The sequence below is a fragment of the Vibrio inusitatus genome (assembly GCA_024346935.1).
In the GTDB taxonomy this organism is placed as follows: Bacteria; Pseudomonadota; Gammaproteobacteria; order Enterobacterales; family Vibrionaceae; genus Vibrio; species Vibrio inusitatus.
This window is the reverse complement of sequence record AP024879.1, coordinates 1,075,251-1,092,745: the sequence shown is the minus strand read 5'-3', so window position 1 is coordinate 1,092,745 and position 17,495 is coordinate 1,075,251. Positions and strand designations below refer to the sequence as shown.

The 17,495-nt window shown below is 43.7% G+C and carries 5 protein-coding genes; 2 read left to right on the top strand and 3 right to left on the bottom strand.

What is annotated here, in order from left to right:
- The first annotated feature begins 208 nt into the window (after positions 1 to 208).
- Positions 209 to 11,617: a VCBS domain-containing protein gene (locus OCU48_RS17820; RefSeq protein ID WP_337983905.1), complete on the top strand. Its 11,409-nt coding sequence runs from the start codon at positions 209 to 211 to the stop codon at positions 11,615 to 11,617.
- A gap of 27 nt (positions 11,618 to 11,644) precedes the next feature.
- Positions 11,645 to 12,439, top strand: coding sequence for a hypothetical protein (locus OCU48_RS17815; protein WP_141347248.1), 795 nt, complete (start codon positions 11,645 to 11,647; stop codon positions 12,437 to 12,439).
- Positions 12,440 to 12,512: 73 nt separating this feature from the next.
- Here the strand turns inward: OCU48_RS17815 and OCU48_RS17810 are convergent, their stop codons facing one another.
- The 3 genes from OCU48_RS17810 to OCU48_RS17800 are packed head-to-tail and all read right to left on the bottom strand — an operon-like array spanning position 12,513 to position 17,469.
- The gene (locus OCU48_RS17810) at positions 12,513 to 13,805 is read right to left on the bottom strand and encodes an HlyD family type I secretion periplasmic adaptor subunit (protein WP_141347247.1); all 1,293 of its coding nucleotides are present in this window, start codon (positions 13,803 to 13,805) and stop codon (positions 12,513 to 12,515) included.
- Positions 13,805 to 15,853: an ABC transporter transmembrane domain-containing protein gene (locus tag OCU48_RS17805; RefSeq protein ID WP_141347246.1), complete on the bottom strand. Its 2,049-nt coding sequence runs from the start codon at positions 15,851 to 15,853 to the stop codon at positions 13,805 to 13,807. Before OCU48_RS17805 ends, OCU48_RS17810 begins: the two co-directional genes overlap by 1 nt.
- Entirely contained in the window at positions 15,850 to 17,469 is a 1,620-nt protein-coding gene (locus OCU48_RS17800; protein WP_141347245.1) for an ABC transporter transmembrane domain-containing protein, read from the bottom strand. The genes OCU48_RS17805 and OCU48_RS17800 overlap by 4 nt, the downstream gene beginning before the upstream one ends.
- Positions 17,470 to 17,495: the final 26 nt, after the last annotated feature.

The following is a 17,495-nucleotide window of genomic DNA, read 5'->3' as shown; positions in this document are numbered from 1 at the left end:
ATCTGCCTAGCTGATCAAATCAATCGCTTGCAATATTAATAGGGTTATCTCGAACACTGGCTCAATTATCTTAGTTGATGTTTCTTTTAAACAATTTTCTATCTATACGACTAAATCCTAGGCTAAAAAAAATAGCGCAGCAGGAGATAGTAACTCACTGAAATTAGACTAGTATTTTTAAATGAGCGTCTAAAAGTCAGTTGAGCAGATGAAGAATAAAAAAATTGAAGCAAAACAGAAAGAAAAATATTCAGGCGATCAGAAGAAATCAGAGTCTGTAGCACCTCAAAAAAGGGTAAGTATCAAAAAGCGCCGTAAAGCTCGCCAAGTTTACGTTCCGTTGGCATCGATGCTCGCAATTATTCTTCCTAGCTTCAAACTTAAGGCTGCTGAACATGAAAGTGAGCGATTGGAAACCGATGATTCAAGCTCTAAGGGTACTCATTTAGGTGGATTAAAAGAGACGAGTCATGCGAATGAACCAGCAACAAATAGTTCAGTTATCCCTTCCACGGCTTCTCATCATGAAGCACAAGATACTCATGCTGATTCTGTTGTAAATCACGCTACGTCGGGACACCACTTTCATCATTCTCCTGTTTACTCTCGACCTGTGGCTATTACTCCCGCTACTGTGGCAGTCGGCACATCTCATGTTGATGACCATCAAAATGCAACAGCAACTCATTCGCAACCCCCTACGGTACCCAATTATGTACCTGAAGTGATTCAGGGGAAATATGGCTCTCTAACGATTAAACCAGATGGTACGTATACCTATGAACTAAATCCAAAGCTCATAGCCTACATCACGCTTCAAGGTAAAGAGGCAGCAGTCGATCATTTTAGTGTCCAAATGACCGATGGAAGACATGTTGCAATCGGTATTCCTGTATCTGGACAAAATGAAAAGCCAACCATATCAGGTGACATTTCTGGTGGTGTTACTGAAGACCATAATGTGGATAGTCAGGGGCTTTTATCAGTAGGAGGCCAGATTACGACCGTCGATCAAGATCACGATGAAAGTGCTTTGAAGCCAGAAACAGTTCAGGGTAAATATGGAATATTAACCATTGATAGTCATGGGCATTGGCAATACTTGGTCGATAACTCTCAATCTGTGGTTCAGGCGTTAACATCGGGCTCATCACTGTTAGAAACCTTAATGGTTCATACTGTTGATGGTACCGAACAGCCAATAACACTTCTGATCGACGGTACTGACGATAATGCATTTATCGGTGGTGTTGATACTGGAGTTACAACAGAAGACACACACCTACACACTGCTGGTCAATTGACAGTCACTGATCTTGATGCGGGACAAGACCATTTTCAAGCTGGAGACTTAGTTGGTGCTCTTGGCTCACTGCATATCAATAAAGACGGTAGTTGGACGTACGATTTAGATAACACGAATCCAACGGTTCAAGCATTAAGCCAAGGTAAGACAGCAACTGATACCATCACGGTGCACTCGGCAGATGGCACCCCACATCAAATCACTATTACGGTGAATGGTACGAACGATCAAGCAACGGTTAGTTCAGCAAGTGTTGCAGTGGATGAAAAAGATGCTGCTATTTCAACGTCGGGCACACTCACCAGTACCGATGTCGATAATCCAGATAATGCATTTACACCCGATGCGATCACGGGTACTAACGGTGACTTTAGCATTGATGCAAACGGTCATTGGACATTTACCGCGAACAGCGCGTTTAACAGTTTAAATGTCGGCGACAAAGTCACTGAAACCTTTAATGTCACCTCAGTAGATGGCACGCCTTCACAAGTCACGGTGACCATTAATGGCACCAATGACAGTGCGACGGTGAGCTCAGCAACGGTTGCGGTAGATGAAACGGATTCCACGATCACCACTGCAGGTACGCTAACTAGCACCGATGTCGATAATACCGATAATGCATTTACACCCGATGTGATCACGGGCACCAACGGTGATTTTGCTATTGATGCAAACGGTCATTGGACGTTTACCGCGAACAGAGCGTTTAACAGCTTAAATGTCGGCGATAAAGTAGAGGAAACCTTCACGGTATCGTCAGTAGATGGTACGCAATCCACCGTCAAAGTGACCATTAACGGCACTAATGACAGTGCAACGGTGAGCTCGGCAACGGTTGCGGTAGATGAAGCGGACTCTGCGATCACCACTGCAGGTACGCTAACTAGCACCGATGTCGATAATACCGATAATGCATTTACACCCGATGCGATCACGGGCACCAACGGTGATTTTGCTATTGATGCAAGCGGTCATTGGACGTTTACCGCGAACAGTGCGTTTAACAGTTTAAATGTCGGCGACAAAGTTACTGAAACCTTCACCGTATCGTCGGTAGATGGTACCCAATCAACCGTGAAAGTGACCATTAATGGCACCAATGACAGTGCAACGGTGAGCTCAGCTACGGTTGCTGTAGATGAAACGGACTCTGCGATCACCACTGCAGGTACGCTGACCAGTACCGATGCGGATAATACTGATAATGCGTTTACGCCAAGCAGTGTTGCTGGTACTAACGGTGACTTTAGCATTGATGCAAGCGGTCATTGGACGTTTAGCGCGAACAGTGCGTTTAACAGTTTAAATGTCGGCGACAAAGTTACTGAAACCTTCACCGTATCGTCGGTAGATGGTACCCAATCAACCGTGAAAGTGACCATTAATGGCACCAATGACAGTGCGACGGTGAGCTCAGCTACTGTTGCTGTAGATGAAACCGATACCGCGATTACCACAGCAGGCACGCTCACCAGTACTGACGTGGACAGTCCAGACAATACGTTTACGCCGAGCACAACCTCAGGCACCAACGGTGACTTTGCTATTGATGCAAACGGTCATTGGACGTTTACCGCGAACAGAGCGTTTAACAGCTTAAATGTCGGCGATAAAGTAGAGGAAACCTTCACGGTATCGTCAGTAGACGGTACGCAATCCACCGTCAAAGTGACCATTAACGGCACCAATGATCTACCTGTTATTTCTGGTACTACAACAGGAGATGTGATCGAAGCTGGTGCTAGTACTGTCGGCTCACCAACGGCTACAGGAAATTTAGTAGCAACGGATCCTGATACCGGAGATACGCTGACATGGGCTGTAGCTCAGGGACAAGGTACTTATGGTGATTTGACCGTCGATCAACATGGTCAATGGCATTATCAGTTAAACAACAGCAATCCCGCGACGGACGCGCTTAGTGAAGGCCAAAAAGCACAAGAAATCTTTACCGTTACGGCAACAGATTCATCGGGTAATGCTGTACAACAAACTATTACAGTAGGTGTATCGGGCACCAATGACAAACCTGTAATCTCTGCTTGGACTCAGCTCACTGATGGCCTAGAAGATAAATCCGTTACTATCACAGCCTCAGATCTATTAACTCATGCGACGGATGTCGATTCTGGAGATGTGTTAACTGTCACCAATCTGCAAGCTAATCATGGCTCGCTAGTGGATAACCACAATGGTACCTATACCTTTACACCAGACAAAGACTATAACGGTGAAGTTCACTTAACCTACAGTGTTCAAGATGGTCATGGCGGTTCGACAAATACGCAGGCACGATTTAATCTTGCGGCAAGTCCAGACAACGCAGTTATTACTGATGCACAACCGGATCTCGATGTAAGGGGAGTCACTGAAGATAGAGGGTATATTGATACCCATTATATGCTTCACTACGATGGTAAATTGAACATTCAAGATCCTGATGCGGGTGAAGCTCAATTTGATCCTAATATCGGGCCACAAACCTATATGGGAATCGGCTACGACACCAAAATGGGTGGCCATGTGGTGTTAAGCCAAGATGGTACCTACACCTACACGCTAGACAACCGAAACATCCAAGGCCTTGCTGCTGGGGATACGAAGCAAGATTCTGTCGTGATCCATTCCGTTGATGGTACGACATACACCATGAAATTTACCGTTCATGGCACTAATGACACACCAACCATAAGTGCACAGTCTCACTCTGTAACGGAGGGAGGCGCCTTAATGCAAGGACAGATGCAGGGGCAAGATATAGACACAGGTGCAGTGCTTACATACACCACACCAAGTGTTGATGGTCTTATTTTCAACTCAGACGGTAGTTACTCGTTTGATCCAAGCCACGCGACTTATCAATCTATTCCTTCTGGCGTGACAAAAACGCTGACTATTCCTGTTACGGTAACGGATGAGCATCATGCGTCCAGTACTCAACCTTTAACCATTACAATTACGGGAGCCAATAATGCTGCAGTAGTAGGTGGAGTAGATACTGGGGACGTCTCGGAGCAGACTTCCGGTGTGGACATGTCACCGAATTACGCACAACCAGGAATGGCGATTCTGAGTCATACAACCATTGGTGCTCACGGTCAGTTGACCATCATAGATCCTGACAGTGGTGAGTCTGTATTTGAGACACATGGGCAAGGTTATGAATATGCAGGTAAGTATGGTGATCTCCATCTGACGGAGAGTGGTCACTGGGATTACTATGCAGATACAGGGCGCATCAGAACCGTCGGTGGCGCACTGTCTTCAAGAGGTACAGAGATCGATAAACTTGGTGAAGGGGAGACCCTTATCGATACCGTAACAGTCTCTACTAAGGACGGCACTACACATGACATTGTCATCACAATTCATGGCGACAACGATCGCCCTTACTGCTTGTCGGAAGTACAGCTAAATAGCGGTAAGGAAGATACAGCGCAGACCATTACAGTTGCTGAATTACTTAAAAACACAGTAGATGTCGATGCTAATGATGCAGGTAGATTAGGCATTGCGAACCTGCATGCAGACCATGGCTCTATTGCAACTAATGCAGATGGTTCTTTTACCTTTACACCAGATCCAGATTATTACGGACAAGTGCATTTTACCTATGATGTAAAAGATGCGCATGGTGGAGCAACTGCTACCGGAGCAACGATGCAATTGCAAGGTGTGGCGGATGCAGCTCAAATATCAGGTCAGCACACAGGAGACATAACCGAAGATAAGCTTGACCAATATCACACTCAATTAGAGTTGCAGGGACAACTTCATGTGATTGATCCTGATGGAGGAGAAGCACGCTTTATATCGGTCACTAAAATTGATGACCCATATAATCTCAATCACAATGGTTTAATCATTTCAGATAGTGGTTCTTGGTATTTTTCTGTTAACAACAGCCTTGTACAAGGTATGGCGGAGGGGGAAACAAAAGACATTGTTTATGAAGTTTCGACGGTGGATGGTACAAAACAGCGTATCACCATTACCCTTCATGGGACCAATGATAACCCTGAACTTATTTTCTCTGGTTACGGAAACTTAAGTGGTGGCCCTCACCCAATTACGACCGATGAAGACAAAGCGGTAAGCATTCCAATTGAACGTTTCATGTGGGTAGGAAAAGATATAGATCATGGTGATACGCTTCATATAGAGCAATTACACGTTGATCACGGAACTGCAGTTGTCTCACCAGATGGCAAAAGCGTTATTTACACACCAGAGAAAGACTTCAATGGTCAGGCAACTTTTACCTATGCGGTGATGGACAATCATGGAGCGCAAGCTCTAGACCCTAACACTGGCAAAGCTGGCATCTCTGGCATGATGCTTACTGTGAACGCGGTAGGGGATGCGGCTGTTATTCAAGGTGTTGATACAGGGTCAGTAACTGAGAAAACAGCAGGCGATAACATGTCACCGGATCATGCCCATTCGGGTATGGCGACACTCGGAAACAGCGTGCTATATGCTGATGGTCAATTAACTGTAATTGACCCAGACACCGGCGAACAAGGCTTTCCTCCCCATACTAATGCGTATAACTATCACGGTACATACGGCGATTTAATTTTAAACACGGATGGCAGTTGGCATTACGTTGCCGATGCTGGCAGCGTTAGCCATATTGGTGGAAGACCAACTACCAGAGGTACTGCAATTGACCAACTTGGTGACGGTGAAACGTTAACGGATACCATCACGGTCCATTCTATAGACGGTACACCGCACGATATTGTTATTACTATTCATGGTAGTAATGACCGCCCGTATTGCTCATCAGAAGTGCAACTTAACGCCGGCACCGAAGATACACGCCAAACCATTACAGTTGCACAACTATTACAAAATACGGTTGATGTTGATAATAATGATGTAGGACTATTGACGATTGAAAATCTTCACCCCGATCATGGCTCAATTGCTGTTAACCCTGATGGGAGTTTCTCATTTACACCGGAGAAAGATTATAACGGTGATGTACATTTTACTTATGATGTGAAAGATAATCATGGAGGCATTACACATACGGGCGCCACTACAACACTAGCCGCGGTTAATGATAGTCCTGACAACGTCCCTGTTATTGATTCATTAACAGAGGATACAGATACGCATCACGCTGTAAACTTGCTCGCCGGAGCGACAGATGTTGATGGTGACACACTATCTATTAGCCAAATCCAAGCTTCTTTTGAAGGGAGTTCAGGAGGGTTGCCGCAAGGTGTAACGATCGCTAAAGATGGGCATTCACTTATCATCGATAGTCATGCGAAGATATTCCAGCACCTGAGTGCTGGAGAAAAAGCAGATATCGTTGTGCACTACATGATTGATGACAATCATGGTGGGCAAACTTCTGCTACTGCGACGATCACTATGGTTGGGGCTGATGACAAAGCAACACTAGCTTCAAATGTCATTCAGATGACTGAGACACAAGCTCTTGATAGTGCACAACACGGTTACGGTGGCAAGTTGCAGTTAGTCGACCCTGATACCGGCGACAATACTCAATTTGTATTTAGTGGCCAATATCTAGGACAAGGTTATGCACCAGGTGCGTTTGAAATTTGGCCTGACGGTTCTTATCAATTTAGATTACAAGGTGCACTCAACCGCCATGCGGATGATCTAGTTGGCGGTTTACATTCGGGAGAATCAATAGATTTCCCATATGAAATAAAAACCTCTGATGGTCAAACATTGACAGTAATGGTGAGAGTAACGGGCGAAGACAGTAATGCACACATTAATGTACCGTTGCCTAATTTATTATCGGCTAGTCAAACCGTTACCGAAGATCATTTTGTAAACGCCAGCCCTACGCACTTATATGCAGGCGGTCGTTTACAAGTAGTCGATCCAGACCATGATCAATCTTACCTACAAGCTGAAGTCATCAATACCGCGCACCAAGGGCATTTCAACATTAGCGCTGATGGAGGCTGGAACTACACTATTGATAATTCATTAGATGAAGTTCAAAAGTTAGGTGCCGGTGAATCGTTTACGGAAACTCATACCGTGCATTCTCTTGATGGTACTGCAAGCCAGTTATTAACAGTAACAGTGCAGGGCACTAATGATGCGCCGATTGTTTCAGCGCAAGTTCAATTAGCACCAGGTTCAGAAGATACTGATATTCAATTAAGCAAGGCTGACCTATTAGCGAATGCAACAGATATCGATCATAACGATATAGGTCAATTAGACGTTGCTAATTTAGTTGCTGATCACGGCAAGATCGTCGATAACCAAGATGGAACTTTTACCTTCCATCCCGATGCCAACTACAACGGACAAGTTAATTTTTCTTACGATGTTACAGATGCTCACGGTGGTATCACGCATACAGGTGCAAACACCACTCTAACAGCAGTCAATGATGCATCCAGCCTAGCTAGCCAGTTCTCATCTGCTACAGTCACTGAAGATAACATTTCACGTCCTGCTTCTCATGAGCTCGCTTCTCCATGGACCAACCTTGATACGATCGATGTAGATAGCAGCGCTGAAGCTAATATTGTTCAAATTGAAGTTAATGGTGTGATACATCAGGTTCCAGCAGATTTCGCACTATCTCTTCAAGGCTCTCATGGCAGCTTTGTTACTACTCATAGCACAGATGGCCATAATAAATGGCGTTATGTCGCCGATAATAACCACAGTGAAATTCAAGGTCTAAAAGATGGACAGAGCTTAACGGACTCAATGACCTTGATAACGGCAGATGGTACCCGAATTCCAATTACTGCGACGATTCGTGGTACAGATGATCATGTGATCATCGATACGCCTGCAGCCACAACAGCCACACAAGGTACTGCAGTTGAAGATAGTAAAACCACCATTTCTGGAACCTTACAAGCCCATGATTTAGATACTGATGATACGGTGCATTTTGAGGCGCAAAATTCCGTAGGTGCTTATGGCACGTTGTCGGTAAATCGTGATGGTTCTTGGCATTATGATTTAGATCCAAGTAAAGCTAACCAACTTAGAGGCTCAGATAATAAAGCTGAAGGGTTCGATGTTGTCGCCATTTCAAGTGATGGTTCAAAAGCGACCCAGCATATACAGGTAAATGTACAAGGGACAGAAGATGCTGCGATTATTACTGGTGATGATAAAGATTCTATTACTGAAGATCAGAATGTTGGACATAGTTCGGCACACCCCGTTGCAGTATCCGGAACTCTTTCAGTCACAGATCCCGATGCTGGACAAGACCATTTTCAGTGGAGTCAGCTAGGTGAAAAAGCAATTCACGATCCTTTCCATGGTCAGTTACACATAACTGCTCAAGGTAATTGGGGCTATGAAGTTGCCAATAGTGCTCTGCAGTATCTTCATGAAGGAGATGTTGAACATGTAGTCTATCAAGTTCGATCTGCTGATGGAACAACACACGATATTACTATAACGGTACACGGAACTAATGACGCGCCCCTTCTCACTGCACAAACACATTCTGTCACAGAAGATGGCATGTCTCTAAAAGGGCAAATGCAGGCAACTGACCAAGATTATAATACGCATCTCTCCTACGGTATTGCAAATCAAGTAGATGGTCTTACCTTTAATGCTGATGGAAGCTACACTTTTGACCCATCTCACTCCTCATATCAGCACCTTGGTGCAGGACAAGATCAGACTATTACTATTCCGGTAACAGTCACTGATGAACAGAATGCTTCTAGTACAGAAAATTTGACAATCGTTGTGCATGGTACTGATGACCTTGCAAAGGTAACGGTTGCAGATCTCGATATTACCGAAACTGAAGCAATTGGAAGTGGGTACATTGGAGCTCATCATCAAGCTGTGCGGGGGAATTTTCAGATTTCAGATATTGATTCAAGCAACTCTCATTTTGATTTTGATGTCTATCACGGCTCTCATGACTATGGAGCATTGACTGTTTGGCAAGATGGCTCCTATGAATTTAAACTCAACTCAGCATCTCAAAATCACCGTTATCAGAAGTTGGTTGAATCACTTAAACCAGGAGAAACATTGACAGACACCTTTAATGTAACCACTAGTGATGGCCAAGTGCTACCGGTTAAAATTACAATTAATGGTGAACAAGACACTGCAATTATTGTCGATGCTATGCCTCAGTCTTCTCCTTCTACACAGAGCGTACAGGAAGATCATAACATTACTTTTTACCCCAACATGTTACATGCAGGGGGGCGTCTTGATGTACTCGATCATGATCATGGAGAAAGTGGCCTTCAGACGCAAGATATTACAACCGCTCACGGTGGCGTTTTCCATATACAACAAGATGGTCACTGGGATTATCAAATTGATAATAGGGGCGGTATTGTTCAAAGTTTAGGTGCTGGTGAATCTTTTGAAGAGAAAATTGTTGTTTCTTCACTTGATGGCAGTGGTACGCATACACTAACTGTTACGGTGTTTGGAACCAATGATCAGCCTACACTGGCAGTACAGCAATCGACACCCACTACGGGTAAATTAACTGAAACTGATGTTGATACCCAAGATACGCATTCATTTTCAGTGGTTACTTCACATGGTCAATTTGGCGACCTAACGGTAGACCCCGACTCCGGTGCATACTCTTATACTCCGAATGGAACCGTTGCCGGTATGAGTTACAACACGGCGACTAAAACCTATCATGGTTTAGACGTATTCGAAGTCAAAGTAGCAGATAACCATGGTGGAGAAGCTTCTAAATTCATCACATTTGACGCAAACGGGCAAGTGACGGCAAGCACTGGTAACCAACCAACTATTAGTACTACAGTACCTAATGTGCCAACCATTACGACCAGCCAACCTAGCATGCCTAGCGGCAGTAATGTCGCGCCCACCAATAGTGTCACGGTAGATTTAACCGCAGCAAGCGATAGTGGGATTTCGCACTCGGATGATGTTACTAATGATAATACACCGACCATAAGTGGCACTACAGCAATCCCATTTTCGAAAGTAACCCTTTATGATGGTTCGACTGCCGTAGGACATGCGATTTCTGATGCAAATGGGGATTATAGTGCGTCACTTTCAACATTGAGTGATGGAAGCCACCACATATCAGCTAAAGCATTAGCACCGGCTTCAGTAACCCCTGCGGTATCATCGGTTTTGGATATCAAAATAGATACTGATGCAAGCATCACGGTGAACCCTATAGCATCAGACAACATTGTAGATGCCACTGAGAAAAACCACTCGTTAACTATTTCAGGTTCGGTTAATGGCGTAGAAGATGGCCAGTTTGTCACTGTTACGATTGCAGGTCAGCACCATCAAGCGCAAGTTCAACATGGCGCATGGTCAACTCAGTTGAGCTCGGCTGATGTTCAAGCATTACATGGTGGTGTTAACGATGTTTCCGCAAGCGTAAGTGATAACGCAGGTAACCATGTATCAACGAACAGCCCACTATTTGTAGAAGACTCTTCCAACCAAGTACCAATGTTAGGGTTTAAAACGCCGCCGCAGCCCACTGGTGGAGGGGGACTTGGTTCTCACATGACCGGAGTGTTGGTAGCTCCCCCATTGCTGCAGCAGCTCAATCCACAATTAGGCAGCGGTTGGGGGATTTCTGACGGGCATGGTCATAGTGTATTGAGTTTACACGGTCAATACGGAACCCTTACTATAGACCCGCACACCGGTAAGGTCGACTATGTGTATAGCCAAGCTCCAACAGCAGGTCAAAAAACGCAAGGTGGCACTCATTGGGTTGGGTCAACCACATCTGAAGAGCATCATGATGTATTCCAAGTTCTTTACCATGATGTTCACTCTTCAAATGTGGATGTAAAAGTGAACTTAGATATAACGTATATTCATGGACACAGTGGTCACAACACAGTTTCTACCCATATGGTGGGTATGGATGTGACACCTGCGATTAGTCATCCTGCACCACCGCCTCCGCCACCTACAGGTGTGGCTTACGATGAACCAGGGTTTGATTCTGGAGTTGAAGATTCACCAACCATCACGCTTGAATCTTTAGCTAGCGATGCGCATGAGCACCAGAGTGGAGCGCAACACTACTTGGCTCAATTAGGTATTGAAAAAGGTGATAGCTCTGAAAGTGTTGATCAAGCAGCTCCAAGTGACATGGATTTGATTTTAGCTCAGGCTGACCATTTAACTGGAAGTGAAGCTCATCTAGATGAGTTAGGTAATAGCCTTGTAAATGATGAAGATACATCGGTTGATGAACATGATAAGCACCAACATGAAGAACCAACAATAGATCATCATTTTGACCCAAATGACTACATGGACCATAGTTAATAAAGGTATGAAATAAGGACGTTACCTATGAAGATTAAATTGTTAAGTGTACTGACATCATCGTTACTGCTTTCCGCTTGCGGCGGTAGTGATGGTGGCGGTGAAGAACCAAATAACGATGTTAATACGCTCTCGTTTCAAGTTATTAACTTGGTTGATCAAGGCTTAGGGATAAATGACCCTATATATAAATCTTTAGAGGTTGAGATTGAATACTCTCATCCAGTTGATGGCGAATTAGATACTGAAATAGAGCTACCGAATTATTTGTTTGGTGATTCGTCATTCCTGTCTATAAGGGATAGTGAAGAAAGCCCTTTATACGTCTTAGAGTATTATTTGGAATACGAAGAAGATGACGACGAAACTGAGCTAGCGAAAGTAACGCAATCTCTACAAGTAGAAAGCAGAACAGGTAAACAGTTGATCTTTGCTATCGGTGATTCCAAATCTGTACCACCAGTTTATGAATTGGCTGTAGATAAGCCCCCCACATCAACCGCAAGTACCAATGAATATTCCGTGTATGTCTTTAATGCAGCCGATATTGCTGAAATTCAACCTTATGATATTAAGGTTACTTACAGTGGTGCTGAACAAGTTGGGTTAGGTAAAACAGGTGTGGTAGTGAAAGCTATCTCAGCCGAGTTGGTGTTAGATCAAAGCCAAAGTGATATTGAAATCAATTTATCTCGTAGTGGCTCGGATATCGTAACATGCGATGCTTCGTATGGTGGCCTAAATACAGCATCAAATCAATGGGTTGCATTGGTCACGCCTATTTTAGGAGCAGTAACATGCGACCTGTTACCATTGAACTAAAATGCAATAACTGCATATAAAAAAACAGCGCAAATTGGCGCTGTTTTCCTTTCAAATCAATAAGTATACATCACTACCGCTCGCCAAATGCTCGGCTAACATTGGTGTAAATTGGCTTCCAAAGGTATTGAAATACAGTTTTTTCACCGGTAGTGATATCAACCTCACCTGTCATACCCGGTAAAATAGAAAACTTCTCAGGGTTATCTCTAAAGTAAGCCTGCTCAACCTCGATAAATACATCGTAATAGATTTCTCCTCGCTCAGTTTGGCTAGTGGTTGGAGAAATGGCTGTGACTTTGCCTTTTAGCGCACCAAAGCGACTGTAATCGAATGCATCTATTTTAACTCTGGCAGGTTGGCCTTCAGTTACAAAGCCAATATCTCGTGGGGAAAGCTTCGCTTTGAATGCGGCTTTGCCATCAATAGGCACCAATTCAACAATGGTACCACCAGGCTGAATAACGCCGCCTGTGCGTGTAGTTGGTAGGCTTTGCACTAAACCTTTAACTGGGGATGTGACAACGGTATTATTTAATTTCGCTTCACCGGAACGTACACGGGCATTTAGTGACGATAATTTAGAAACGGCCTCAGATTTCTTTCTGCTGACTTCTAGTTTCCCTTCGGCAAGTAATTGATTAATCTTACTTTTGTTGGACTCAGCCTGCTTTATTAGCACTGAACGTTTACTTTTCGCATCTTCAAGTTCACTTTCAATAGAGGCAAGAGTTTGACGCATTTCGAGCACTCTTACTCGTGAGACGCTTCCAGATTTTTGGCCTTTTAACAGGATTTCAAGTTCCTGGTTTGAAGAGTTGTATTGACGCTTTTTCGCAGGAACCCTTCGTTTAACCCCATTCAGTTCTTCTGCAATGCGTTCACTTTCTTTCTCGAGTACCACGCGCTTTTGGTAGTAGTTTGCAATGGTTGCGGCGAGTTGAGCTCTTTGTTCTGCGACCACTTCGGGATATTTATCCTCAAATTTAGAAAAGTCTGGCTTGCGTTCATCGATAAGCGAAGACATACGCTCTATGCTCATAATTAAACTTGCTTGCTCGGCTTTTAGCTCTTCGAGAGCTGTAGTTTGGAATGTAGCGTCAAATTCGACAATAGGATCGCCAATCTCTACTAATTGTCCTCGTTTAACAAACACCTTTTTTAACTTACCACCAATCTCGCTTTGTAGAACCTGGCGCTCTCCTTCGGGAATAACCGCTCCTTTTGCCTTGGCAATCTCATCAACTTTCGTTAACACAGTCCAACATACAAATAGAATAATACACATGCCGATGAGTAAAGTACTAAGGGTTAATAAACGTCTAGTAACACCAGACTCAATGACTTCGATAGCTTGTCTACTCATTATTGTTCCTCTACGGTGTCAGTCGGGCTTTTGTCTGGAAGTGGTCCGGCATAACTCACGCTACCTGAATCCAGTACTACAACTTGGTCTGCGATCTTTATAAGCTCTGCATCGTGTGAAGTGAAAATAATAGTACTAGTGCCACGACAACTTTCGACCCATTGTATGAACCCTTTTTGGTCCTTCATTGATGAACTAGGGCTATCTAATAGTGCGAGTGGATAGGGTTGGCAAAGTAATTTTGCCTGAGTCAGAATACTTGCCTCAAAATTCGACAATGGGTGAGACATAGACTCTATCTCATCTAAGCGTGTATCAATGCCCGAATCTAAACACTCAAGCCACTGCTTTCCTCCAATAACTTCAAAGGCGGCAATAATGGCGTCATCGTTTACAGCTCTGTTATCAGCAACAAAGTCACGAATTGAAATAGGTAGCATTTCAGGAAGATCAGAGTAGTACCCTAACCATTTACGAAGCAGTTGCGGATCATATTGAGTGAGGTTGCGCCCATTGACTTTGACGACACCACTTTGTGGGCTAACCAGATTGGCTATGACCTCGAGTAAAGTGGTTTTTCCTGATGACATTGGCCCTGTCACTGCAACTACTTGACCAGGTTCAACAGAGAATGAGATACCTGAAAGAGCAGGTTTGAGTTGATTTGGAAATCGTAATGTTACTTGGTCGAGTTCTAAGCTTGGTGCTGCCGGAGGAAGATGATGGTGCTGAAAAGAAAAAGAGCCTTCTCCTTTCTGGTTTATGGATTGGTTAATTTGCGCCTTTGCCTGCTTAGTTTGATGCAATCGTGCGTAGCTGTTGCACATCATTTGCGCAGGGCTGGTGACACGTGATATCAGCATCATAGTGGCAATTAAACCACCAGGGGTAAGGGATTGTATAAAAATCAGATCGACACCTAACCCTATAACTGCAAGAGTAGAGAGTAGCCCAATAGCATAGTAAATCGAAGTGTACTTAGCTTGATGCCCAAGCTGATTAAAGCTGCTTTTCGAAGCTAATGTACTTGCTTTGTCAAATCGATTCATCCAAAAAGGCAATACTTGGCTAGAGCGAAGATAATTGAGCTTACTGTTCAACTCAACTAGAAGAGTGCTGCGAGATGTCCCTGAAATAGTTTGTTGGTTATTCATTATCGATCGTTGTTTCTGGCTTCGCTGGGCAAGCACAAAGTAAAGCAACAATGAAATGATAGGCACTATGACTAACCATCCACCTAATATGCCAATCGCAATGATGAATATAATGACAAACGGCAGGTCAAACAGTGCGCCACCAAGAGGCCCTTGAACAATACCTTTCAAGCTTTCCGCGGTTGAAAGTCTATTTATGAGCATTGATGTTGACGCTTGTCTATTTTGCATCAAAGAAGTGAATAGCAGTTTTTGCATTATAGACTCAGAGACTTCACGGCTAATACGGTTGGCAATTGTGGTCAATAGCTGGCTACGTATGACTTTTAATAGCATCATCATGCTAAACAATAAAAATGCACCGACTGCAATTCCAATGACCTCATGCCCTGCGTCTCCGCCAATAACATGGTCATATACAGACATAGTGATAAAAGGAATAGCTAAGGCAAAAATATTGGCGATTAAACTAATGAGTAAAATTTTTGGAATAATAGGCTTAAAACGTTTTAACTTGTTGGCTAGCCAATCGGGGTCGTTCTTCTCTAAAGGAGGACCATAGATAAGAATCACAAGGTCGGATATCTGATTGTTCTTCTTTGTTTCAATAAACTGTTCACCATCATACTCAAAGTAACCGTCGAGGGTGTACTTACAAGTAATGGCTTCATCTCCGGAGAATTTGATGGCAACAATATGCTCATGTTTGTGGAGTTTATCATTGGCACTATACACACCATAAGGAATCATCAAACGGTCGAGTAAATCAAATATATCGGCACTGTTGGTTATTACGTTAGTAGAAATCCATTCGTTGGCAAAATGTTGGACACTCGGTTCAACTTCCATGGCATCAAGAGTGCGATGCATTGACTGTATCAGTTCTTTATTCATGATACGTGCTCCACCTCGCTGATATTTATTGTTTGGTTAGACAATTCTAGTAAGGCTGTATTTTCAGTATTAATGATAAAAGTACGTCCTTTGGACAAGTAGTACGCTATGACAGATTTGAGTCTATTTACTGCATCAATATCGAGGTCTTTTTCCGGGTGGTCGAGCACAACTATAGGCGTACTTTTAGCTAACTGAGCGGTTAAGCCGACGAGTTTGATTGCGCCACGGCTTAACTTAGTACCTAGCTGAAAGCCTATTTTGGTTTCCATTCCCTCGGCAAGCTCAGATACTATTTTATTCAACCCTAATGCATCAGCAAGTAGATGGGCTTCCTCTAGCCTTGACTTGTCAAAGCCACATACATTATCAATTAAAGAGCCAGATATTAGCTCTGGATTTGCGGGGACATAACTAAACTGTCGTCGCCACGCATAATGTTCGTTGTCGACCACCTCATCATTCCATTTAAACACGCCATTAGTGGGCTGTTCGTTTCCAGCGATAACAGTACTCGCATGCCCTGCGATATCAAGTTCACTGTGAGCGAAATTTAACATTTGACCTTTTGATAGCGCAAAGGAGTAGTGGTATTTCTGCTGAAACCGCTCAAACTCAACATCTTCGGCGATCAATGATTCATAAAAAGGTAATGGTTGGATGTCAATTTGATCACGCTTGAGGTTATCAATCAACTGTGTGAGTGACTCATTTGCTACCATAAATGAGCTGTACTTAAGACGAAGTCCCATCAATGCGCTTAGCGGCGCGACTGCGCGTCCCGATAATATAGAACAAGCAGCAAGACCACCTGTTGTTAAGCTTCCATCTAACACGCTGAGACTGCCAATTAGGACTACCGCAACAGAGGTGCCCATAGCGGCTATCTGTATCAGTTCTTGTGCTACAGCAACTTTTCGTTCTGATTCCGCTAGTGAAAGAGTGCGACTTTTGTTGAGAGCACGAAAGCGTTGAAAGGCTTTAGATTCGACGGCTTGCTTCTTGATTCCATCAAGAAAAGAAAAGGCGATGATCAAGAAATTCATACGGTCTTGTTCGGAATAGGCCGCGTTTTTTGCATGCTCACTGGATTTTTGAGTAAATAGCCACACAAAAGCGAAAGTGATAGCCCAAACTACAATTGGAACAAAAACAAGGCTTCCTCCAACATAACTGACTAACAGCAAAAATATAATGGCAAAAGGCACGTCAATAAGGCCACTAACAAAACCACCGGAGTAGAAATCTTTGATCAGTCCAACGCCTTTGAGACTCTCTTGTAAAGCCCCTGGGCTAAGCTGCTTGATCTGTTTCGAAGTTGCTTGATTCAATTTATCAACGATTACCTGATAGGTGGCGTGCTCAGTATTTACTGCCGCAGCACCTAGCATCCAAGTACGCACATAGCGAAGAAAGGCGTCTAATAAAATTGCGATACTGGCACCAGCAATGAGAAGAAATGCCGTACCGTAGCTCTGATTAGGTAATATCCTGTCGTATATCTGCAATACCACTAAGGGAATAGCCAACGATAATAAGTTGATGAGCAGGGATGAGGGGATAACTCTTACAATCGTTTTTGTTTTGGATTGTAATGCGCTTATATGATTGGACATGTATTGTTCACCGTTCACTGAATTCC